The organism is Psychrobacter sp. Cmf 22.2 (genome assembly GCF_001921745.1).
In the GTDB taxonomy this organism is placed as follows: Bacteria; Pseudomonadota; Gammaproteobacteria; order Pseudomonadales; family Moraxellaceae; genus Psychrobacter.
Genome location: NZ_MRYA01000003.1, coordinates 19,188 through 43,134, shown reverse-complemented (window position 1 = coordinate 43,134; position 23,947 = coordinate 19,188). Strand labels below are relative to the sequence as shown.

The following is a 23,947-nucleotide window of genomic DNA, read 5'->3' as shown; positions in this document are numbered from 1 at the left end:
GCATATAAATAAACAGACGTTAGTATAACAAGTCCTTACTCATAGTGGGGACTCGATAAGTTTTTTAATCACTTAAAGATTGCCTATTTTTTTTAATAAAAAAGACCCCAGCGTTTATCTGAGGTCTTATGTATGTCTTTAACAATACTTACTTCAATTTACCTAAGGGCTATTCTCTTAATTGAATCTTATTACCAACTGCTTGATTGGAGATTTCACTAGCGCTAAAAGGCAAACGAATCCAATCTTTATTTGAATAGCGTCGTGTTTGATCACGGTGATAAGGTCGCGTGCTATCTGAAGCTTGTGAATAAGCTAGTAACGCTTCTACGACTGGCCCTTTATCATCGAAGGTAACTGTCTGCATATACGTAGGACCATGAGTGATTGGCCCATATGTGCCATCGTCATTTTGGCTTGAGCTTGCGACATTAAATATGCCTTCACGGCCAAGTCCACCATGCATAGGAATCTTTTCACCATTATTACTAGCGTCGATGACATATTGTAAATCTGCCAATGACGCATCAAGGGCTATGTTTTTGTCATTGAAAAAGACAATAGCATCTCCCAATGCTGTACGTGTATTTTCATCAATGATAAGGCCACGAGGGGTATTGATAGGGTCGTTGATATCGAATTTTACCCTAAACACATCATCAGTGGTTTCATCGAAGTTGACGTTGCGCCAAAACTCTCTAAACACGTGAGCGCCTTTACTATCAAGATTGTCACGGCGATCCCAGTTACTTAGGACAGTACAAGCTTCTGTGCCGTTGATGGTACTCCCATTGGACAGTGACAGTACTGGGTTGGCTGTACAATCTGCCAATACATCATCAAGCACCAGCTCAGCTGCATAGCTGCGATTACCATAGACGACGTCTTGCATATTATCTAAGGTAAAGGTATTGCCGCCTAGACCGTCTGAGTTATCAAGGCGATCTAATATCTGCGTCAGACCCATACGAGAGCGCAGCAGCAGTGGTACGCCATCTACTGCGTTGGCACCTAAGAATGGAGCTAGGCGGCGACGTAGGAGCGGTGAAAACCCTGTCAATGGCTGCTCAGGATTGCTGAGCCAGTAGCTATCATTTGAGTTGGCAACGTAGTCATCACGAATCAAATAAGGTAGGTTTGAGCGTCCAAAAATGCCTGCCTGCGGTGAGTCGGCATCATTGCCCCACTCGCAAGCGGCTGTACTACCATTAAGAGCTGGCAAGTCTGCTGCAATCAAAGCACCAAGGACTGGGCCAAAATTAGCATTGCTACAGGCCTCTAGCTTAGCTTTAGTGACATGCGGTACGGTTGATATATCTGCATATAATGCTTTGCCATGGCGGTCAGTGGCGATGGTATTGACAAACCCAAGACCTAGTATGTCCTGCATTCTATCCTTCAGGTCTTCAACGCTACTCGCTTGGTTCATACTACGCCATTGATTCAATGCACGCGGATTCTCAGAAGCTGCATCACGAATGGTAAAAGCTAGGTTGTTTGCGCCCCATGCTGGCAGTTTGTCGTTCAGTAAGTTTACAGCGAGCATCGGCCCATACTGTGATAAATAGATAGGACGTACCAACGTCTGATCGTCGGGCAACTGAATGGTCACATCAACTTGCTCGATATCACGCTGCTCAAACACACCGTCGCTGTTTTGATAGTGGTACTTCATTGGGTTGTCATTTACCAAACTGAGCTGATAAAGGGTAAAGCGTTTGGCGGTAGAGACCGTATGACTCCAAGCCACATCTTTATTGAAACCAATATTGATGAATGGTTGTCCTTGTTGAGCGGCGCCCATCACATCAAGCTTGCCTGGCATGGTTAAATGAAACTCATAAAAACGCTGCACCCCCTCCCAAGGCTCATGTGGGTTGCCATACAAGATACCACTGTCAGTACCGGTGACCTCACTACCAAATGCATAAGCATTACTGCCGCCTTTCATCGCATTGATCGTAGACGTATCGAACTCAACGTCAGACTCTGGACTGACAGTACGCATTCTGCTACTGCTCATCACAGTATTTGGATCAGGAGGCGCTGCTGCTACGATTGGACCCACGAAGTTAGACAATCCACCTCGTAAGTTGGCTTTACCATAGAGCGCTAATAAATCATCGATTGTGATCTCACGCACCCATTCTGCCCCAGCACAGTCAGGGTCAATATTGTTTTTACCTGTATCGCGTAGATAACGGCTATAACCAGCGGCATAACCAGTCACCGCGTCGATAACTTCTGGATCTTGCGCAGCCAAAAAATTGGCACGCCTATCTGAAGCATTGTACCAAGTATAAAAAACATCGCTTGCTATATCACCTTCTTCACCTAGATACAGCATGCTTTGACCACTAGCCACGACGATTTCACGTGCCAGTGAGCAAATATTGTCTTCTGCAAAAGCATAGCCTACCCCATAACCTAAGCCTTTATAATCTTTGGCAGTGATATGGGGAATACCAAATTCAGTTCGCTGAATATCGGCTGAGTAAGTGAGTTGAGAGTTGACTGAATCATTGTCATTGTCTTTAAAACAACCAGACAGTGCAAGAGAGATTACCACTGCAAGTAGCGCAAGCCTAGGCGTACGCTGATTGAACACATGATTGCTCATAAGCTTATCCATCCATGGTTAACGGGTCTAGTAGAAAACCTTAGTATAAAGTCTCAGTGTCAAGCCTTAGTACAAAACTTTAGAAAAAGAGCCATCAACGAGCTTTATATGATCAATAAAATCCTTTTATTGCCAATACTCTTATTGTTGATAGAGGTCTTGTACCAATCAGACAAAACCAAGCATAAGAGCATCTGCTCATCATATAACAATATTGGTTGTCTACACCAGTATTGGTTATCTACACTAGTGATAAGACACGACATTTGCGCGCTGGTTAATAATACTTTATTATCAATATTCTCTCTATTAGGAAACGCCGATGTCATTTGCTCAAGTCTATACCCGTTCGGTCGTGGGCTTACATGCCCCCAAGGTCATCATCGAAGTGCATTTATCACAAGGCCTGCCAGCATTGACTATCGTAGGTTTGCCAGAAGCTGCTGTACGCGAGAGTAAAGATAGAGTGCGTTCTGCCATCTTAAATTCAGGTTTTCAATTTCCCAATCGCCGTTTGACCATTAATCTTGCGCCAGCAGACCTGCCCAAAGAAGGTGCTAGGCTAGATTTACCGATAGCTATCGGTATCTTGGCAGCCAGTGATCAGATTGATCCGGCGTCATTGACAGGATTTGAGTTTATCGGTGAGCTGGCACTGAATGGTGAGCTTCGGCAGGTGACAGGCAGCTTAGCAGTAGCGCGCGCGATAAAAGCGGAAGCGTTGGCCTTAAAATCGTCAAAAGCATCCAAACCGTCAAAAAATAATGAGCTACCACTGAATGAGCAACGCCAAGAACCACAAACCGTAGAATTGATAGTACCAATGGCTAATGGCGCTGAAGCTAGCCGTGTCGATGGTGTCACGATATTGGCCGCCCAAAACTTAAAGGCTGTCTGTGATCATCTGCAATCGCTAACAGATCCCAGTGCTACAGATACGCATTTAGAGGTGGTCCAGTCCAGTCCGGCACAGCAGCACATTGGCTATTCGGTAGACTTGGCGGATGTCAAAGGTCAGCATCATGCTCGGCGTGCGCTAGAGATTGCCGCAGCTGGTGGTCACTCGCTGTTATTTACAGGGCCACCTGGCTCAGGTAAGACGTTGATGGCATCACGGCTGCCGACTATCATGCCTGATTTGAGTGATGAAGATGCGCTAGAAGTAGCGAGCACTTATTCAGTTGCAGACAGTGACTACGATTATGGCACACGGCCATTTAGACAAGTGCATCACACCATATCAGCGGTGGCGTTGGTCGGTGGAGGTTCTCGCCCCAAACCTGGTGAGATTACGCTTGCCAATAAAGGCGTGTTATTCCTTGACGAATTACCAGAATTTGATCGTACCGTGTTAGAAGTATTGCGTCAGCCGCTAGAAGCCAAGCAAATCACCATTAGCCGTGCCAACTCGCAAATGAGCTTTCCGGCAAACTTTCAATTGGTGGCAGCGATGAATCCTTGCCCGTGCGGCTACGATGGAGACGGATCAGGCCGCTGTCGTTGTCGGCCTGAACAGATTAAGCGCTATCAAGACAAACTATCAGGTCCTCTACTAGATAGGATCGATCTACATATTACCGTGCCAGCGTTACCGATTTCAGACTTGCAAAACGCTCAGGCTGGCGAAACATCTGAGCAGGTACGCACGCGAGTAGTAGCTGCGCATAAGCAGCAATTACAGCGGCAGCAAAAAGTAAATAATGAGCTGAGCCCTAGCGAGATCGATAAATACATTCAGCTAGGAGAGAACGAACAGCAGCTATTACAGATGGCGCAGCAACGCCTAAACTTATCTGCTCGTGGTTATCATCGCGTATTGCGGGTCGCGCGTACCATTGCTGATCTTGCCGATAGTATTGATATTACCAGCGCTCACGTGTCTGAGGCACTAAGCTATCGCGGTAAGTGATTTATTATTAAGTTAAAACAGCCCAATAATATTACCAGCATCATCCAAATCAATATGTTCAGATGAAGGGGTTTTAGGCAGGCCAGGCATTTTCATAATAGGGCCACAGATCACCACAATAAAGCCCGCCCCAGAGGAAATGCTGATATCGCGTACATGGATATCAAAACCTGTAGGTCGACCAAGTCGCTTGGCATTATCACTAAGTGAATACTGGGTTTTGGCGATACAAATCGGCAACTTATCGAGATTGAGGGCTTCTAGGCGGCGTATTTTGACCTCGGCCAGACTGCTAATATCAATATCATCTGCCCCATAGATTCGCTGTGCTATCGTGCGAATTTTCTTTACAATACTCTGGTCACTGTCATAAGCCAAGCGGAATTGGCTGGGTTTATGACGGTTCTTACTGAGCAAATTTAGTAAAGTGTTTGCTAAATCTTCACCGCCAGCACCGCCTTTCTCCCATACTTGTGTTAGCGCAACTTTTACGCCTTTTGCTAGGCAAGCTTGGCGCACAAGCTCAATCTCAGCGTCGGTATCACTGGCAAACTGGTTAATGGCGACGACTACGGGCAGACCGTAGACTTCTTGCATATTTTCGATATGCTTCATAAGATTGGGCAGACCTTGCTCAAGTGCGATTAAGTTTTGATCAGTGAGCTTGTTTTTAGTTACGCCACCATTATATTTTAATGCACGAATGGTGGCGACGATTACGGCTGCATCTGGCGTCAATCCTGACAAGCGACACTTAATATCACAAAACTTTTGCGCCCCAAGGTCAGCGCCAAAGCCTGCTTCGGTGAGTGTATAGTCTGCCAAATGCATAGCAACTCGGGTTGCGATAACGGAGCTACAACCGTGGGCGATATTGGCAAATGGGCCACCGTGGACGATGGCAGGTGTGCCCTCAATCGTCTGTACAAGGTTGGGTTTGATGGCTTCTTTTAGGAGTACTGCCATTGCTCCATGAGCGTTAAGGTCTTTAGCGTAGATGGGCTGTTTGGCTTTGTTATAGGCTATTAGGATATTGCCTAGGCGCTGTTTTAAATCGTTCATATCTGTCGCCAAGCAAAAGATAGCCATGACTTCAGAAGCGACAGTAATATCAAAACCATCTTCACGCATTACGCCATCAGTGGTTTTGCCGATACCGCTGATAATATTGCGCAGTTGACGGTCGTTCATATCTATCGCACGACGCCAAAATACTTGTTTTGGGTCGATATCTAGCTCGTTACCTTGATAAATATGGTTGTCTAATAGTGCCGCCAGCAGGTTATTCGCTGCTCCAATCGCATGAAAGTCGCCGGTAAAGTGTAAGTTAATATCCTCCATCGGTAGTACTTGTGCGTAACCACCGCCAGCTGCGCCGCCTTTAATCCCAAACACGGGACCGATGGATGGCTCACGTATGGCAACCGCCGTTCTCTCACCGCTGTTTTGTTGCTTATGAATGCGGTTTAAGGCATCAGCTAAGCCGATAGTGACCGTAGTTTTACCTTCGCCAGCGGGTGTCGGGTTAATAGCAGTAACCAGTATCAATTTGCTCTGCTGATTTTTAACTGGCATGGCAAACACATCGGCTGAATTTATTTTTGCTTTATCATGGCCGTATGGTTCGATATTAGCAGTGGTTAAACCAAGTTTTTGTGCGATGTCGTTGATAGGTTGTAAGGTAGCATTTTGGGCGATGGCAATATCGCTGGGTACGATCATGTCAAAGGTCTCGTCACAATTTTAAAGGGTAGTGTAGGATAGAGAGGTCTATTTACTTATTTTTTAAAAGGTAATCAACCAAAGCGGCAAAGTCATCAAAAGCTCGAGTAGGATTTAGCTCTCGAATATCTTGCCCATAGTTATAACCATAAGACAGTCCAAGGGTATCCATATTGGCTTTTTGTCCAGCCAATATATCGTTTCTTGAATCACCAATCATAATCGCTTGTTCTGGCGTAGCATCTAGTGCCTCACAGACGTGTAATAATGGCGCAGGATCCGGCTTTTTGAGAGTTAAGCTATCACCACCGAGCACGGCACTAAATAAGTCCTGCCAGCCAAAGGTTTGCAGGATTTTCGGTACAAAACGTACAGGTTTATTGGTCACTAATGCCAACGTATAGCCTGCTGCCTTTAGCTTTTTTAGTCCATTGTCTACATCTGGGTAGGCGACGGTTTTGCTACCGCTAATATCTTTATAAGCGGCAAAAAATACTTCCTCTGCATGATCGGCTTCATCAATCTTCAATTCACCTTCTAATACTTCGATCTTCCCTACCAACGCGCGTTCAACCAACATTCTTGAGCCATTGCCGACCCAATTACGTATGGTGTCGAGAGGGTAGGTTTCTTTGCCAAGCGTAGTCAGCATTGTATTGGTCGCATCAGCCAAATCGGGCACACTATCAATTAAGGTGCCATCAAAATCAAAAATTAGCAGTTGTTTGTCTTGCATAAAATTTTTACTCATCAGTGTATATATAAAATGTCTTTGAATGCGCCTTATCTAGGTCCTAGCCACTAAGCATAGCAAAGATTTAAGATTAGAATATATATTACGCTGACTTATTCAACCTCTTTATAGCGCGCGCAGTGTTCCTTTTTCATCTTTAGATAGGTTTCATTTTTGCGGCATTCATCCCATTTTTGTTTAAAAATACGGGCAGATTCTGCTTTAATTGGATCTTCCTCTTGCCGTGGTAGCTCTTCTCGACCATGGGCCCCGCTTTGACCTTTTTTATCATCAGGTACCGCCCCTTTATACTTTTTGCCGCCTTTATGATTGGCATAGCGGCGGGCGCGGGTATAGCCCATCTGAATAAATTTGCGCGCCATATCCGCACCGACAAAGTCATCGGCAGCCAGATAATCTAAAAACATCTGATAAATAGTCTCGCTGCTTTCAGTTGCAATATCAGGCGTGGCAAAGCGCCAATGGGGTAATATTTCGGACTTATAAGGCTCAACCAATAGGACGCCTTGCTCACCGCGACCAACACGGTATAGCTCAGGATGCGCGCGCAGATCTAGGTTTTTATAGTCCAAATCATAATCAAACTCTCTCATCGTTTTTTCCTATTCGTAGTCATCTTTTTAGTATTTAGCTATCAAATTTATCATTATCAAGACTATCGAGTATACTGAGCACCCCTGTCTAAAAAACAGCACAAAAATGTTATGCAACCGTGACAGTAAGCGTTTAGCATGAGAAGCGTCATTAGTAGAAACAATCATTGAGCAGGTCTGAGTAGGTAGAGATCATGACAGTTAGTAAAAATAGCATAAATAAAATCGGCCTAGCTGGCTCGACTTTCACGATATCATTAAAACGCGCATTCATCATATCAGCGCTGTTACTCACAAGTGTACTAAGCACTAATGCTGCCCATAGCGCTTGGTTTGAGCGTTTGATACCGCAAGACGAGACCTACACAGTACGCGAGATAGATCGCGATCTGGCATTTGTAATTGATGGTTTTATCTACGATGCGCGTACTTCTTGTTTTTTAGCAGTGGGCGATCGGGTAGTATTTTTTGAAGGGCGTCACAGTGTTGATTACCGCGCAACGGTGTATGATTTGGATTCGCGTGAGCGTTGTCAGCTGCTATTACGCGACCGGTTGTATCAAGAATAAATTTAACCAAAAATTAAGCATAAAAAAAGCCCTAAACATTGCTGTTTGGGACTTTTTAGTATTCGATAAACGAATGGTGGCTCGAGGCAGGATCGAACTGCCGACACACGGATTTTCAATCCGTTGCTCTACCTACTGAGCTATCGAGCCGTCTCGTTGAGGTCGCTATTAAACTAAATATACGCGTTGCTGTCAAGCTATTTTTGCATAATAATGAGAAAAGCTCAAAAATAGGCAGATATAATGAGTCAAAATAAGAACAATATTACTTTTGCTCACTCTTTAACACGTAGCAGCTCATACTCGCTCATAATACGATGAATGTCTGTATCAACAGGAACAAACTCACGGACGCCTTTTTTGACCTCAGCATCATAAACCAATTTAATGAACTTGGCATCAATGGCGCGACCTTTGTTTTGTGAGTGTACAGTCAAATACTGCAAGCGTTTGGCGTTGGTTTGCCCGTCATCGAAGCAGGCAACAGCGGCGATGGGTTTGTCATTAAACATACCGACGTATAAATATTGCCCGCGTTTAAAACCTTGCGCAACGATGTTTAATACCTCGAGACCACTAGGCTGTGTATCATCGCTATCATAGAGGGCGTGCAAGCGCTCAGATAGCTCATTGTCGCGGGCAGGTTTTTTGATAAGTGGAGCGTCCAAACTATTGATAGCGATGGCTTCTAAAGGCATGGCAAATTCCTGTTGCTATTGTTTGATACAGCATTGCTTTATAGGGCGTGGGTAATCATGATTGATAAAACTTGATACAGCATTTTAGCAGAATCGGAGGATTTTGTACGTGGTTTAACGCGTGGTCATGGCAGTAAATCGTAGGGTTTGCTATGATAAGGATATTATTCTTTTTTATCGCTATTAATAATAGCTATTAGATTTTTTGGTTATTTATATTTTATCGTTCTCATATTTGGAACACGTCGGGCTTTTGTAAGCCTGTTTTTATTGTTTGCTTTTCATTGATAGAGAGTAGCCATGACAACCGATTCAAACCTAAATTTACACGGCCGCCCAGCACGCACGGCCACCGTTGAGCGCAATACTGCTGAGACGCAAATCACTTGCACAGTCAATCTTGATGGCACCGGACAAGGGATTGTCGATACTGGCGTGCCGTTTTTGGATCATATGATCGATCAGATTAAACGTCACGGCTTGTTTGACCTTGATATCAAATGCACTGGCGATACTTATATCGATGATCACCACAGTGTTGAAGATACTGGCATTACCCTTGGACAAGCCTTTAATAAAGCCCTAGGCGATAAAAAAGGCATCCGTCGTTATGGGCATTTTTATGCGCCACTTGATGAAGCTTTAACGCGCGCAGTCGTTGATCTCTCAGGTCGTCCGGGTTTGCATATGGACATTCCTTTTACCCGTTCACATGTCGGTAAGTTCGATGTCGATTTGTTTAGCGAGTTTTTCTACGGCTTCGTTAACCATTCGTGGATGACCGTGCATTTAGACAATCTCAAAGGCAAAAACAGCCATCACCAAATCGAATCTACCTTTAAAGCCTTTGCTCGTGCGCTGCGTATGGCGTGTGAATATGATGAGCGGGCGTTGAATACCCTGCCGTCGACCAAAGAGGCGTTTTAAGGCGCACTTAAAGCTTTTCTATAGAGTGTCAGCAAAGCTGAGTAGATTATTAAAGCGATTCAAAAATGAGAACCAATTAATGACCAAAGTAGCATTATTAGATTATGGCATGGGCAATTTGCACTCAGCTGGCAAAGCACTATCAGCGGTAGGTGCAGACGTCTCTATCACCAATGACCCAAAAGTCGTCGCTGCTGCCGACAAGATTGTTTTCCCTGGTGTCGGTGCCATGCGCGATTGCATGATCGGTATGCACAAAGCGGGTATTGATGACGTCGTACGTCAGGCGATATTTAATAAGCCTGTGATGGCTATCTGTGTCGGTATGCAGGCATTGTTTGAGCAGTCGGCGGAGAATGGTGGTACGGACTGTTTGGGCATCTTAAATGGCACGGTAGAAGCTTTTGACCCGACATGGAAAGACGAGCAGGGCGCCACGATTAAAGTACCGCACATGGGCTGGAATACCATTAACGGTATGGATTTTGACCATCCGTTGTGGAATGGTATAGGCGACAACGCGCACTTTTACTTTGTACACAGCTACTACTGCGCACCTGCCGATAGCGCACAAGTGGCGGCCGTTTGTGACTATGGCCAGCCGTTTTGCGCCAGCATTATTCAAGACAATCTATTCGCCACCCAATTCCATCCGGAAAAGAGCCACACTGCTGGCTTGCAACTACTAAAGAACTTCGTTGAGTGGGACGTGTAGTCGGACAAAACAGTATATAAGTTTGAGAGGTGAGTTAACGTCAGCGTAGCTCACCTTTTTATTATTGGCCTCAGCTATTGTTAGCTATTATGTACGGAAAACTCAGTGGACTTTACCACCTTTAAACTAAACATCGTTGATATGACAGGCCTCGCGAAAGACGCCTTACATATCTATGTCGGCGTCGGCGTCTATCTGCTTTGCTTGTTTATATTGCGCCCTATCATTAAAAGTCAGAATATCAGAGCCTTTATCGCTCTTATTGTCGTGATCGGTGTTGCCATAGCAGGTGAATATTTAGACAACCGCCATATTATTAGGCCAAGAGGGTTTGTTGCATTAGGAATGATAGACATAAAGGCAAGTCTGCATGATTTGGTCAATACTTGCCTACTGCCTTTTGTGCTGTTTGCGCTTAGTAAATGGACGACCATCTTTCAGGCTACCAATTCACCAAGTAAGCTGTTAAAGAAAACCCGTTAAAAATAGCTAATACTTAACTATAGTCAGCTCGAAATAAAATCGTTACGCTCATACTAACGTGCAACTGGTATAAATTTTCCTTGCTTGCTGTGTCTACGCTGACAGAGGCTGCGCAAAACTCATACCAGCTGCATTGTATCGGTTTTAAAATGAATTAACTATAGCCCTCACTATTCAACCGCTTAGCATTTTCGCAACCCGCGCTTTACAAAGTTTACGAAAGTTAAAAAGTCTTGTCTGTTTAACGCTTCTTCAGTTTGTTACCTTAAAATTAAAGGATAACGTTATTTACTTGTCTCTTTGATTTGTAGATTTTGACTATTGATCAATTCGTTATCCGTACAGCATAACCAATAATATAATAGGAAAAGCTATGAATATTAAAGACTTGAATATCCAAGAAATATTAGACAAAGCCAAAGACACGTTAGGATTAGAGCCACAAGAAACAGAAGCAGGGATTTATATTCCTTCCAAGTCGTCGCTAAAATTGGCAGCGCCAAGCAAAACCAACTACGACAATACCGAGTATGATACGCCGTATACAGGCAATAAAAAAATCCTCATGGTCTGCACTGAAGAGCAATATATGACTATGGAAAACGGCAATAAGTTCGATACTGGTAACCATCCCGTTGAGATGATGGTGCCTCTATTACATTTTAAAAAAGCAGGTTTCGATGTGGATGTTTTTACGTCAACAGGGGAGTCTGTCAAAGTTGAACAGTGGGCGATGCCGGACAACGATGATGACGTTAAACAAATCTATAGCGATTACGAGTCAAAGCTGCAAAACCCAAAAAGTATTGCCGACTTTGTCAAAAATGACATGGCAGATAGTCATGATTATGCAGCGATCTTTATTCCGGGTGGTCATGGCGCAATGTTAGGCTTACCTGAAGACGAAAACCTTGGTGAACTGCTCCGTTGGGGCTATGATACGGATTTATTTACCTTAGCGATTTGCCATGGACCTGCAGCTTTACTGGCTGCTAATTTGCAAAGTCCAGACAGCTCCGATGAAGACAACAACTCTGAGCGCGACTTTATTTTTAGTGGCTACAAGATAGTGGCGTTCCCAACGGGAATGGACAAGCAAATGCCAAAGTTAGGTTATCTGCCTGGCACAATGCCGTGGTACTTCGGTGAGAAACTAGAGGATTTAGGCGTCACTATCGATAATAAACTCGCCTCAGGACAGACGCATCAAGATAGAAAGCTCATCTCAGGTGATGGCCCTCTAGCGGCCAATGAGTTTGGTAAGATGAGTACTAAAGCGTTGCTAAAAGAGCTTAGCTAAAGAGTGTGTAAACATTCACAGCACAAAAAAACGGACTATTAGCTAGTCCGTTTTTTACGTTTAAGGCTAGGGCTTTTTATTTAGCCTTATCATACAGCTCACGCACCACCTCACCAATTACTGCTATACCGTCAGTGAGCGTCTGCTCGTCTGCAGCGATACTCATGCGAATACATTCGTGCGCGTGCCTATAATTATCAACATCTACACCGGGGAAGAAGAACTGACTTGGTACGACGAGCGTGCCTTTTTCTTTGAGACGCTCGTACAGCTCAAGCGTGGTAATCGGCAAGTCTTTAAACCATAACCAAAAGAATATCGCACCCTCAGGCTTATGAATCATCAATGGATAATCACTCAACGCTTCTTTTAAAAGTCTCACGGCCAGTGTTGCTTGCTGCTGATAAAACGGCTTGATGTCGTTATCCGATAGCTGCTTGATACGATCATTCTGCACCAATGGCTTGGCAATGGCGGCACCAAAGCGGGTAGGGGCTAGATTGACCACCGCATTCATGGCGCTGACTGCTGCTATCACTTCAGGATCCGCTACGATGATGCCAGTGCGCACGCCCGGCAAGCCAATCTTGGAGAGACTAAAGCAAAGAATCGTATTGTCATCCCACGTCAGATGCGCATCTGAATAAATGATATTAGGAAACGGCATACCATAAGCATTATCGATAATCAGTGGCACATCATAGCGCCGCGCAATCTCAGCTAAGTGTGCCATTTCATCATCAGTCAACACGTTGCCCGTTGGATTGGTCGGACGCGAACAGCAAATTGCCCCAATACGACCTTCTTTAAGCGCAGGCAAATTCTCTAATGCCTCAAAATCCACGCGATACTTAAAGAAGCCTTCCTCACCATCATGCGTCACTTCATCGATATGCGGTAATACGGCGGTGAAATGCTGACCATCGATGTGCACGTCGCTATAGCCAATGTACTCAGGGGCAAGCGGTAGCAAGATGGATTTGTCTACAGACTGACTTTTTTTCTCTTGACCGTGCTCATCAAGCTTATTATCACTAAAGGCCCCGCCGAATAGATTGAATAAGAAGAAAAACGCATTTTGTGAGCCATTGGTCAGCGCGATATTTTCCGCGCTCAAATTCCAATCATAATGACGGTTAAAAAAGCCAACTAAGGCATCAATAAATTCAGCATCACCTTGCGGGTTAGAGTAATTTGCCATACTAATAATGGCGCTACTATCAGGATCACTAGCGTTACTGTCATTGCCAAGCGCTTGATAGGTCTGCAAAAACACTTCATTGACCGCCGCAATCTTGGCAGGATTGCCGCCGCCAAGCATATTGACTGGCTGATCGCTTTTGAGCGCATCGCCCAAATCATCCATCAATTGCGAGATGCCCGTGGGCTGAATAAACTTTTGACCAAACTTGGAGAATTTCATAAGGGTACCGTGCTGTTTTGGAAGGGGTTATCAGGTTATTTCATAGATAAAGTGGCGCTAGTATAACAAATGCCGACGGTAAGGTGAGTAAACAACCTGGCTTGATACAGCGCTTACTATATAGTCGATACTAAATAAAATAGATACACTGCATTAACACGCTAGACTGGGATAAATTTTTCTTGCGTGCTGAGCCTGCGCAGACAGAGGCTGCAAAAAATTTATCCCAGTCTAACTGTATTCTTTTTATGCTGACCTGACTATACAAGAGCTTGTCCGATACCCAACAAACGCTAACACATCAGCCGCCGCAACCCTTATATAGTAAGTGCTAAATACCAGACCCACTACGATTAAAAAAGGAGTCCTTCATGAAAGCCGTATTACTCGATGAAAAAAGATTTATCGCCGACCTAGAGCGACCTACCCCCGAAAAAATAACCGACTACGTCACCTTTGAAGAAACCCCACAAGACAATAAAACCATCATTGAGCGCTGTCAAGATGCCGACATTATGATGAATGGCTCCCTACGTATCGAGCGTGAAGTTATTGAGGCGCTACCCAATCTCAAGCTCATCCAGCTCCTCTCTGTCGGCTCCAACCACATTGACAAACAAGCCTGCGAAGACAACGACGTCAAAGTCCTTAACGCACCAGATTTTGCCAGCGCCACCGTCGCCGAGCACACCATGATGCTACTACTCAGCGCCATGCGTGCCAGTATCCATTATCACAACAAAGTGAAAAGTGGCGAATGGAAGGATAAGGGGCGAGCCGACATCATCGATGCTGAGGCTATTGATCTCGAGGGTTTAACCATCGGTATGATAGGTATCGGTGATATTGGCAAGCGGATTACCAAGCTTGCCAAAGCCTATGACATGAACGTCCTATGGGCAGAGCGCCAAGGTCGCAAGCCTCGTAATGATGACTACACCGACTTTGAAACCGTTCTGAGCAAGTCTGATGTCATCACTATACATTGCCCGCTCACCGAGGAAACCAAGCATCTCATTAACCAAGACACCCTAAGCAAAATGAGCAAAAAACCGCTACTGGTCAACGTCGCCCGTGGCAAGATTGTCGATAGCGAGGCCTTAGCTAGCGCAGTCAAACAGGAGCAAATACTTGGCTATGCTACCGACGTATTTGAACAAGAACCTGCCGGCGAAAATGACCCGATTGTCCAGCTTGCCAATGAAGGTCATCCTCGCATCATTCTAACCCCGCATATGGGTGCAGGCAGCCGAGCCTCGCAAGTCAAACTATGGAAGATAATCACTCGGCAAATCAATGATTTTATTGAAAACAACTAGAGTTAAAGTGGTTGGGGTTAGAATAACTGAGATGTGAATTGAGAGGGTTTGGTATTTGGGGTTTTAGGGGCTTAATGTTTTGGAGCTAATCTCGCCATCCGTTCATATCTTATATGCCCACTGGCGCGGTGACTAAAGGCTGATAGTGTTCCTATTGCCTCGATATGAGGAGGGAAACAGTAAGTATCTGGAAGACACTTGCCTCGACGCAAGAGAAAATCTATGATTTTCTGGAAAGCCAAGTCCCCGCAGACCAGTGGTCACATAAGTATACCCGCTACTGTCGAGGCTAAACCGCACCCTAAGGCGACTATTGATTAGTTAAGCGAAGTTTTGGTAAGAGTTAGATTTGGTGTAGGGTGGGTTAGACTTTTCAAATTCTCGTAGAAGATGTAGATAAGGCGTAATCCACCGAATAAGCTCTGCTATTATGTTCAGTAAACTTTATGAAAATGCTATGGCAGCGTGCTTCAGATAGAACTATTTTAGATGATAAAAGGAATTACAGTGAATAATGTACAGCAATCACTTGATGAGGTTAACCTCAAAACTAAACCATCAAAAAATAATGGCAACAGTATTGCAGACCAAAATATTCAGCTTAAAGCTACTAAATCGACAGGCTCAAAATATTCTATACCAGATGATATTATCAACGACTGGAAACTAAAAACACAATTTAAAATATATAATCCTAAAGGTGACTTTAGCGTACCTTGTTGCTGCGCTTTCTTTTTATTTGACGATGAGTGGAATGAAGAAGGTCTTAGTGCATTAAAAGAACAGTCAGGTGCAGAATTGTTGATTGGCATAAGAACCAGTTGTAGATTTATGGAAATTAATAATGTCATAGATGGTGTGGTTTGCTGTGAGCTTAAGCAGGTTGATAGGATTGTACATCAGTTCCAAGCTATGTTGAGTGTGCACGGGAGCTATATCGCTATGGATCTGAATGACATTATCAGTTTTTTTAATCAATGCCCATATACTCAATATGCAGAATCAAAATTTTATTTATCAGACGATTTTTTCAAGCAAAATAAACAGGAGGTTGAAGAATTTATAGGTAACCTTCCTATAAAAGACGTTAGAAGTCTATTGCTTTACATCCATACAATTAACCCTGGAAATCTTGAGCAATCTAGTGAAATTATAGAAATGGTTAATCGGAAAATGAATCACTCTGACATGGTGCTTTATGGCATGGCAATGAGTACATTAAATAATGCTTATATCAGTGTAATATACCCCGACGAGCCATCGCAAAATTAACGAATCATGACTCGCTTCAACACATAAAAGGCTATAAAGTTTTTTTTGTTCCAGACAATGCCTATAAGGTAATTGACTAACACTTAATAATTATATGCTCGGCAATATTTCAATAAGTTTTTGTCTTGCTTGCCTTTTCTCATTACTAAATGAACTAGGGTGGTGTATGCGATAACACTGAGCGTCATAATCGGGTAATTTAAAAGCCCATAAATCCTTTGAGGGGTAGCCTTCAATAGCTGTACGTTCTCTCAACTCCGAATTTGGGAAGTATCTACGTCTTGCTGCAATGCCCTGACTGCCTGTAGCGAATATGATGATATCGGGATTTAGTACCTCAATTTGAGCGACAATAATTTTTCTAGAAATAGTTTCTATCTCTTTTATCATGTCCTTATCTTTTATGTGATTGATATGCCCGCCCTTATAGTCAGAGGCATAGATGTTAGCCCATAAAACACCATTATCGCCACTTTTTTTCGCAACATCACGTACAAAATTAAAGAATGATTTACCACGAGTATCTTTTTTCTTTTCTTTTAGCTGGTCTCGTACGAAGTCTTTACTCTCATCCATTGACCGCTTAATTCCATTTTTATCATATTGGAAGTCATTCAAACTCTTTAACCAACCCTTAGTTTCTCTACCAACAATTAGTATTTTATTAGGCGCTTGTTCGTATTCATCAGGTACACTGCCCAAAAGTAGTTTTGCTAAATCGTTATAGGATAAGGACTTTTCTAAAAACTCTTGATGCTCTTCAGCAATACTCATATAACGGTCAAACAGCTTTTCTTGTAACATTTCCTTCTCCTAATAAAAAATATATTCAATAACCTCTAAATCATCGCCCGAACTCTCGCCATAATCCCGCGTCCAATCACCAATCTCACATAAATAATAGCAATAGCAAACAGCAATACAACTAATGCCGCACCACCAATAGCCAAGCTCGTCCACGGCACACTAAACTGTAGATTAAACCATTGCGTGATAGCCGCCCATGCGCCAACGCTGGCGATAACCACCGCAAATGTCGCCGCACTAATACCAAGCACTCCAAGCTCTAAGATATTGAGCATATACAAGTCACGCTTTTGCATACCTAATAGCCTAAACGAAGCGCTTTCTTGCATGCGATCTTGCGAGGTAGAGAGGAGCGAGCTAATCAACACCATGACACCCGTCAGCAATGCCAGTAGCGTAAAGACATAGACCAAGCGGCTCATTTGTACCACCAGCTCTTGGACTTGCTCAGCGATTGCCGTACCGTCGATGGTAGTGACGGCAGGGAATTCGCGTACCAGTTTGCCTTGCAGCTCTGGGATAGCATCTTCTGCCACATGAGCGGTGGCAAATTGGATTTGCGGAGCAGCAGATAGCACCGATGGCTCAAACAAGAAATAAAAATAAGGGCTTGGGCCACGCTCGTAACGTGAGCGAATACTGGTAATTTGACCGACGATTTCGATACCTTGGATATTAAAACGAACCTGATCGCCCATGCCGACATTGAGCATACCTGCCGCGGTATCTAAAATAGACAGAGGTGCAATCTGTGGCGTTTGGCCTTGTTGACCATCAGCTTCGATAGGCGAGTACAGCTCGTTATCTTCTACTGCATCAGTAATAAACTCAGTGTCCATCACCGTATCTGCGTAGCTTAAGTTAAAGACACGAGTAGGCTCATCAAAGCCATCCGCAGGTTCGATATCTTGCGCGGGTACATCATTTGCGGTGACCACACGGGCGCGAATGACCGGATAATAGCTCACTGGCGCGCCAATTAAGGCATCAATATCCTCATGTTGATCGCTTTGTACATCTAATAAAAATAAATTGGGCGCATCTTCAGGATACGCATTAATAAACTGGGCATTGATACTATGATTGAGTGTGGTGATGAGCGTGAGGACAGCCACTGACAGCGATAAGGTGACAAAGAACAGCGCAGACTGGTTACCTTTACGCGCAAGGTTATGAATAGCAATGCGCTTCATCCAACTGATATCAGTATTCATTGCCAATTTGGTCAGCAGCCATAGCCAAGCGCGTGCCAATAGCCAAAATATCGCTACGAAACCAATTAAGCCAGCAAGTAGCTGAGCGCCGAATGTTAATGAGCCAACTTCATAAGCAAAAAACGCATACAGTCCTACCAGCATCAGCCCGTACCATAATAGGGGTAAGCGTCGATACCAAGGCAGGTTTTGTGATTGCTGACTAGCACCTTGATTGAGTAATGTTGCAGGCTTAGTAGTGCTAAGGGTGCTTAAGCCACGCTGGGCAATCAGTAAGGTCAGCACTAGAGCAATGATGATGGTTTTAATTATACTGATAGGGTTGATGGCAAGGCCCACGTCTGCTGGCAGGATGGCAATAAGATACGGCTGACCAATTTGTAGTAAGCCGAAACTCAGTATACTCGCTGCGATACAAGCGATAACTGTGGTCGCTATCAATAGTTGATAATAGCTACGTTTGAGAGATTTAAGAGGCTCACCTAAGGCCAAGCGAATCGCATTATTAGACTGCTGCTTGGTCACAAAAGCCGTGATGACCCCATACATCGCCACCGCAGAGAGTAGCAATACCGCAATGACCAGTAGTTTTAAAAACATCAACACATTGTCAGAGATGCGCGATATCTGCGTGTCCTCTGAATCGATATCAGACAGTCTAATATCAGGGTAGCTGGTCAAGGTCTGCTCTAACTGCTCACGTAGTGGTTCTATGGTTTCAGCGTCTCCTGCCATCTCAATGCGATAACGCACGCGGCTACGTTGACCGAGTAAGTTGGTTGCCTCCAGTGCGTCTGCTTGCATGAGTACATGCCCGCCAAAGTCAAAGGCACTGAGTGGACGATCCGGCTCTTTGGTCAGCACATCGCTGATCGTAAATTGCCCTTCGCCAATGGTAATGCTATCGCCAATACTCGCATTGATGCCTTGCAGGACTTCTGGCGCGACGACCACGGTGTCAGGCTTGAGCTGTTCCCATAACGGTTTGTTTGATGCCGTTTCTGCTGTTCCGTATAGCGGATAAGCCGGCGTAATGCCTTTAACGCGCACCAGCAAGGTTTGCTCGTCAGTGACGACCATAGAGCTGAACTGATGATCGTAGACGATTTGGTCGTCAGGCAGGGTTTGGACTTGCTTTAAAATGTCTGCTGGCCATTCTTGATTACTTTCAAGTATCAGATCACCACCGATTAGCGCGCGCTGATTGTCAGTGATATAGCTATCAACGGACTGCTGGATAGAATCAAGAGTGAGGTAGGTGGCAAGCGATAGCGTGAGCGTCAATAAATACAGCACCGGATATACCCAGCGCCGCCACCAGCTGCGACTTAACGCTTGCGAGCCTAGATCGCGAGTGAAAAGTTGGCGTATCATGCCACCAGAATAATTTGACTCTTTATCCATGTTATCCATTAACTTTCGACCCATCTATCATACCGTCATGCATGGTAATAACGCGATCTGCCATTTCGGCAAGCGCAGGATCATGAGTCACAACCACGAGTGCTGACCCCGTCTGCTGGCGTAAATCTAATAGCAGGTTCATGACTTGATCGGCATTTTGCTCATCAAGGTTGCCCGTTGGCTCATCAGCGAATACAATCTTTGGCTGCGATACCAGTGCCCGCGCCACCGCCGTGCGTTGTTGCTCACCGCCTGATAGTTGATTGGGCAAACTATGACGTCTATGACCCAAATCAACGGCTTCAATCAATTCGTTGACGCGTGTTTTATTCGGACGTCGAGCGATATCAAGCGGGAACGCAATATTTTCCGCCACTGTCAAAGTTGGCAGTAGGTGAAACGATTGAAAGACAAAGCCCATATCACGTTGACGAATCACAGCGAGAGCATCTTCATCAAGACTGCTTAATGTCTGTCCAGCCAGCTCAACCGAGCCGCTATCGGGATAATCTAGCGCTGCCAGTAAACCAAGCAAAGTTGATTTACCCGAGCCAGACTTACCCATAATGACCACGAATTCGCCAGCATCGACATGAATACTGACGTTCTTGATAATAGACAGTGATTGCTCACCGACTTGCACGGTTTTATTGAGATGTGAGGCGGTAAGTAGGGCTTGCTGTGTAGAATTCGATGTTGATTCTGATGCTGGTGTCGATGATAGTACAGTCGGATTTGATGTCATTACAGGGTCTCAGTTGACGTAGTGTCTGTTACTTGCGCTGGCTCGTTAGGTATTTTAATCAGTCGAATCAGTTATTTTCAGTCTCTACCATTGCTTCAAGCTTGGGCGCTAAGATGGGCAAAATATTATCATTAACGATAATTGTGTAGCCATCTTTGGTTGGATGAATGGCATCGGCTTGGTTGAGCTCAGGGTCTCCGCCCACACCATTTAAAAAGAACGGAATCAGCGTGACGTTCATATCTTTAGCGACGCGAGGATAAATCGCGGCAAACGACTCTACATAGTCAGAGCCAAGATTGTCATAAATCTGCATGCCGCCCAAGATGACTTCACTGCCGTTGTCTTGCAAGTGTTTAACCGCGGTACGGATGTTATCTTCAACGGTTGCGACGTCAATACCACGGATAGCGTCATTAGCGCCAATAGACAGTATGGTAATATCAGGCTTGGTTTGTGCCACCCAGTCCAAACGATTGACGAGGCCTGTACTGGTCTCACCGCTAAGACCTGAATTAACGACTTTGACATTGCTATAACCCATCTCTTTGAGCGTTACTTCCAATTGGGCAGGGTAATTGTCATCAGGGTTTACGCCCAAGCCTTCGGTCAGAGAGTCGCCAAGTGCTAAAATAGTAATAGGTTGCTCAATCGCCACGACATTATCTTGTTCATTCACTGTTTCACGTGAAACCTCGTTAGTAGTATTGTTAATGGCTTCTGTTTGAGGCGCATCTGTTATAGGCTCGTTCGCGTTAGCACTAGTAGTATCAGCATCATCGGCTGGACTACAAGCTACCAGTGCTAAGCTGGTCAGTAGCGCCAAGCTAAGTTTCTTTGATAAAAATTTAGATAAATAAGGCTTTATTAAAGGCAATGGCATAGTGGTTCCGTTACATATTTATTGGCATTATTTGCTTTATATTAGGGCAGGCTTAATATTCACAAGTAGCTGATACTATGATCAAAAAATACCTTAACAACTTTGAGAGCTGCTGGCTTGCCTGAGATTGGTTAGCATTATTCAGAACTTTTGCTAGCTAAAAATGCATTTATCGCCTGATAGGTTTGCTTGCAGATGTCAGGATTGAGATTTTCCATATTAAGGTAAGCATGAATGACCTTATCAAAAGTCAAGTGCTGCGTATTGACACCAGCTTCGCTAAGTTTGGCAGCATAAGCGACACCTTCATCATATAAAGGATCAACCGCTGCATTGATAATAAGAACAGGTGGCTGATGCGCCAGCTCGTCTAAACTAGCGAACAGAGCAGATTTTGACTTTCTGTCTTCACCGTGCTGAAAGTACTGGTCAAAATACCAGTTAATGCGCGCTTGGCTGAGTAGATACCCATTGGCGTATTTATTAATAGAAGGGCAGCTCATGGTAAAGTCGACGCTTGGATATATCAGTACTTGCGCGCTGATGTCACAGCTCACCTCAGATTGTTTTATCCTAGGGTCACGCAGTAGATTGGTAACTAATGCCCCACCATGACTGTCTCCTGCTACTACGAGCTTATTCGTGCTGATGTGACGGCGGGCGAGTAGTTTATTTAAGCCAAGCAAAGCAGTGCAAGCATCGTTTTGAGCACAAGGATAAGGGTTTTCTGGTGCAAGACGGTATTCTGGGGCAACCACAATGTGCCCTGTAAGCTTCGCTAAACGGCATAAAATTTGATGATAAACAGAGACACTACCCGCTGTACCACCGCCACCATGAAAGTACAGCATCACGGGTAGTGGTGTCTGCTCAGTCTGCTCTATTGAAGCATCCGGCAAGCTCGGATAAAAAAGGCGCACCGGCACATGATAAGCATCTTTAGTTGACGCATCACCTTCAATGATATCATCGACTATTAGCGCCACATTCACGGTCTCGGTGACAAAGGTATGGGTTAAATTTGCTAGGCCATCTCTAGCATTGATAGCATTAAGGATACTACCTGTTTGCACGAAGGCAGGAAGCAGTTGTTCATTTAATACCTTTAGATAATTAGCAACAGCAGGTAATAAATCGACTTTGTTTTCAGCATCAGCTTTGTTGGATTTGATAGAGTCGTTCATCTTCATTCCTCTGTATTTATCAGTATTAAAACGCGTTTAATAAATGACAAGTCGGTATTGCTAGTGGCTGCTGATAGCTAAAAACACATCAAACAGGCTTTAAGCTAAGCAGGGCGACCATCGACCATCACCGGACGACTGACCATCCAAGCAATCACGACGTTGATAATCATCAAGATTAACATAATAAAAAGCGGCAAATCCCAATTACCAGTCGCTTCGTGTAGCCAGCCGGTCCCTAATGGACCAAAAAACGCTATCAAATAACCAACGAATTGAGCCATGCCAGACAGCTCGCTAGATTGATTGGTCGTATAAGTTCGTAGCGAGAACAACATCATGCACAAAGTAAAAATCGCAGAGCAGCCGATACCCATCAGTCCTGACCATAACCAAGCAAGATCAGTAGAAAAATAACTGACCCCTAAAATACCAATCACATTTAAAGAGGCAGCAACCACAGCCAGCGCCTGAATAGGACGGCCACGGTTGACTAGCCACGTCAAACTTAAGATAGAAATAGGTGCCATAAATTGAAACACCGAACCCATCTGTCCCGCTTTAACGGCTGATAGTCCCTGACTTACCCAAATAGACGGTAAAAAACTGGCAACGGTATAAAACAGCAATGACTGTAAGCCCATAAAGACAGCGATTTGCCAAGCAAAAGACGTCCGCCACATAGAGATCTCTGAAGATCCTGACGTGGGTAGGGCGGCCGTTTGATGGCTAGATGAGCCAAGGCGCAAGCGTAAAAATATCCAAATAACAATCGCAAAGATACCTAATAGCGACCAACCGCCAAGCGCCCATTGCCAGCCTACCTGCTCAGATAGTGGTAATACAACTCCTGCTACAATACCCGCCGACACCGTCATCGTCAGGCTAAATAGACCAGTAATCAGTGGAATATGATTGGGTGTACGCTGTTTTATCACTGGTGCCGCTAGCGTATTGGCAAAGCCGATGGCTAACGTTAATAATAACGTACCACTTAAAAACCCAATCCAAGTGGGTATAACAGTACGAATAATCATACCCGCTGTTAATAGTGCAATCATCGCAATCAATGTATTTTCAAGTCCAAAACGCTTACCAATCGCTGGCGAGATAAGCGCGCCCACTGCAAAAGTTAGCATAGGCACAGCGCCCAACCAACCAATCTGAGTTTCAGAAATATTTAAAGCATCCTGTACCACTGGCGCAATAGAACCAAGTGCCACGATTGGTGCACGCATATTGGTGGCGAGCAAAACCATGGCACATAGTACGAGCCAAAAGGTAAAACGTGAGGAGGGCAACTTAGATGCGGGCGAAGTATCTAAATGAGACTTTGATTGCAAATTGGATGAAGTAGACATAGCAGCACGACTATCATTAGAATAAGAAAAAAGACACGTCATTGA

The 23,947-nt window shown here is 44.5% G+C and carries 20 protein-coding genes and 1 tRNA gene; 8 read left to right on the top strand and 13 right to left on the bottom strand.

Annotated features, from left to right (window positions below):
• Positions 1–169: 169 nt before the first annotated feature.
• Positions 170–2,620 (bottom strand): penicillin acylase family protein, encoded by a 2,451-nt coding sequence (locus BTV98_RS06970; RefSeq protein WP_058369775.1) that lies wholly within the window; start codon positions 2,618–2,620, stop codon positions 170–172.
• A 322-nt stretch (positions 2,621–2,942) separates the two neighbouring features.
• Between BTV98_RS06970 and BTV98_RS06965 the strand changes: the two genes are divergently transcribed.
• Positions 2,943–4,529 (top strand): YifB family Mg chelatase-like AAA ATPase, encoded by a 1,587-nt coding sequence (locus BTV98_RS06965; protein ID WP_058369774.1) that lies wholly within the window; start codon positions 2,943–2,945, stop codon positions 4,527–4,529.
• Positions 4,530–4,541: 12 nt separating this feature from the next.
• On the opposite strand, the gene BTV98_RS06960 is transcribed toward BTV98_RS06965, so the two are convergent.
• The 3 genes from BTV98_RS06960 to BTV98_RS06950 all read right to left on the bottom strand — a co-directional run bounded on the left by BTV98_RS06960 (position 4,542) and on the right by BTV98_RS06950 (position 7,598).
• Entirely contained in the window at positions 4,542–6,251 is a 1,710-nt protein-coding gene (locus BTV98_RS06960) for a formate--tetrahydrofolate ligase (RefSeq protein WP_058369773.1), read from the bottom strand.
• Positions 6,252–6,303: 52 nt separating this feature from the next.
• Complete coding sequence (locus BTV98_RS06955) at positions 6,304–6,987, bottom strand: phosphoglycolate phosphatase (RefSeq protein WP_082638081.1); 684 nt, start codon at positions 6,985–6,987, stop codon at positions 6,304–6,306.
• 110 nt (positions 6,988–7,097) lie between these two features.
• Positions 7,098–7,598, bottom strand: coding sequence for a DUF4385 domain-containing protein (locus BTV98_RS06950; protein WP_058369770.1), 501 nt, complete (start codon positions 7,596–7,598; stop codon positions 7,098–7,100).
• Positions 7,599–7,792: 194 nt separating this feature from the next.
• Here BTV98_RS06950 and BTV98_RS06945 point away from each other — a divergent pair, with 194 nt between their 5' ends.
• Positions 7,793–8,167, top strand: a complete 375-nt coding sequence (locus tag BTV98_RS06945; RefSeq protein ID WP_058369769.1) for a hypothetical protein — start codon at positions 7,793–7,795, stop codon at positions 8,165–8,167.
• Between the two features lie 74 nt (positions 8,168–8,241).
• Here the strand turns inward: BTV98_RS06945 and BTV98_RS06940 are convergent.
• Positions 8,242–8,317 (bottom strand) — tRNA-Phe (locus BTV98_RS06940).
• Positions 8,318–8,442: 125 nt separating this feature from the next.
• Positions 8,443–8,865, bottom strand: a complete 423-nt coding sequence (locus BTV98_RS06935) for a hypothetical protein (protein ID WP_058369768.1) — start codon at positions 8,863–8,865, stop codon at positions 8,443–8,445.
• A gap of 300 nt (positions 8,866–9,165) precedes the next feature.
• Here BTV98_RS06935 and hisB point away from each other — a divergent pair, with 300 nt between their 5' ends.
• From hisB to BTV98_RS06915, 4 genes are all read left to right on the top strand, one after another.
• Positions 9,166–9,792 carry an imidazoleglycerol-phosphate dehydratase HisB gene (gene hisB, locus BTV98_RS06930; protein WP_075103272.1) on the top strand — a complete coding sequence of 209 codons (627 nt, stop codon included), beginning with the start codon at positions 9,166–9,168 and terminating at the stop codon, positions 9,790–9,792.
• A gap of 79 nt (positions 9,793–9,871) precedes the next feature.
• Complete coding sequence (gene hisH / locus BTV98_RS06925; RefSeq protein WP_058369766.1) at positions 9,872–10,507, top strand: imidazole glycerol phosphate synthase subunit HisH; 636 nt, start codon at positions 9,872–9,874, stop codon at positions 10,505–10,507.
• Between the two features lie 105 nt (positions 10,508–10,612).
• Entirely contained in the window at positions 10,613–10,990 is a 378-nt protein-coding gene (locus tag BTV98_RS06920; protein ID WP_075103271.1) for a hypothetical protein, read from the top strand.
• Between the two features lie 373 nt (positions 10,991–11,363).
• Positions 11,364–12,290 (top strand): DJ-1/PfpI family protein, encoded by a 927-nt coding sequence (locus tag BTV98_RS06915; RefSeq protein WP_227511811.1) that lies wholly within the window; start codon positions 11,364–11,366, stop codon positions 12,288–12,290.
• 76 nt (positions 12,291–12,366) lie between these two features.
• Here the strand turns inward: BTV98_RS06915 and BTV98_RS06910 are convergent, their stop codons facing one another.
• Positions 12,367–13,713, bottom strand: coding sequence for a valine--pyruvate transaminase (locus BTV98_RS06910; RefSeq protein ID WP_058369764.1), 1,347 nt, complete (start codon positions 13,711–13,713; stop codon positions 12,367–12,369).
• Positions 13,714–14,084: 371 nt separating this feature from the next.
• Between BTV98_RS06910 and BTV98_RS06905 the strand changes: the two genes are divergently transcribed.
• Positions 14,085–15,032, top strand: a complete 948-nt coding sequence (locus BTV98_RS06905) for an NAD(P)-dependent oxidoreductase (protein ID WP_058369763.1) — start codon at positions 14,085–14,087, stop codon at positions 15,030–15,032.
• A 507-nt stretch (positions 15,033–15,539) separates the two neighbouring features.
• Positions 15,540–16,304 carry a hypothetical protein gene (locus BTV98_RS06900; protein WP_075103270.1) on the top strand — a complete coding sequence of 255 codons (765 nt, stop codon included), beginning with the start codon at positions 15,540–15,542 and terminating at the stop codon, positions 16,302–16,304.
• A gap of 90 nt (positions 16,305–16,394) precedes the next feature.
• On the opposite strand, the gene BTV98_RS06895 is transcribed toward BTV98_RS06900, so the two are convergent.
• The 6 genes from BTV98_RS06895 to BTV98_RS06870 form a co-directional block, all read right to left on the bottom strand.
• Positions 16,395–17,108, bottom strand: a complete 714-nt coding sequence (locus BTV98_RS06895) for a hypothetical protein (protein WP_058369761.1) — start codon at positions 17,106–17,108, stop codon at positions 16,395–16,397.
• 35 nt (positions 17,109–17,143) lie between these two features.
• On the bottom strand, positions 17,144–19,753 hold the full coding sequence (locus BTV98_RS06890) for an ABC transporter permease (protein ID WP_227511810.1): 2,610 nt from the start codon (positions 19,751–19,753) through the stop codon (positions 17,144–17,146).
• Positions 19,731–20,474, bottom strand: a complete 744-nt coding sequence (locus BTV98_RS06885) for an ABC transporter ATP-binding protein (protein ID WP_058369759.1) — start codon at positions 20,472–20,474, stop codon at positions 19,731–19,733. The genes BTV98_RS06890 and BTV98_RS06885 overlap by 23 nt, the downstream gene beginning before the upstream one ends.
• A 67-nt stretch (positions 20,475–20,541) precedes the next feature.
• Complete coding sequence (locus BTV98_RS06880; RefSeq protein ID WP_075103269.1) at positions 20,542–21,357, bottom strand: arylesterase; 816 nt, start codon at positions 21,355–21,357, stop codon at positions 20,542–20,544.
• A gap of 137 nt (positions 21,358–21,494) precedes the next feature.
• Complete coding sequence (locus BTV98_RS06875) at positions 21,495–22,541, bottom strand: alpha/beta hydrolase (RefSeq protein WP_058369757.1); 1,047 nt, start codon at positions 22,539–22,541, stop codon at positions 21,495–21,497.
• Between the two features lie 104 nt (positions 22,542–22,645).
• Positions 22,646–23,902, bottom strand: a complete 1,257-nt coding sequence (locus BTV98_RS06870; RefSeq protein WP_256713863.1) for a CynX/NimT family MFS transporter — start codon at positions 23,900–23,902, stop codon at positions 22,646–22,648.
• Positions 23,903–23,947 lie beyond the last annotated feature (45 nt).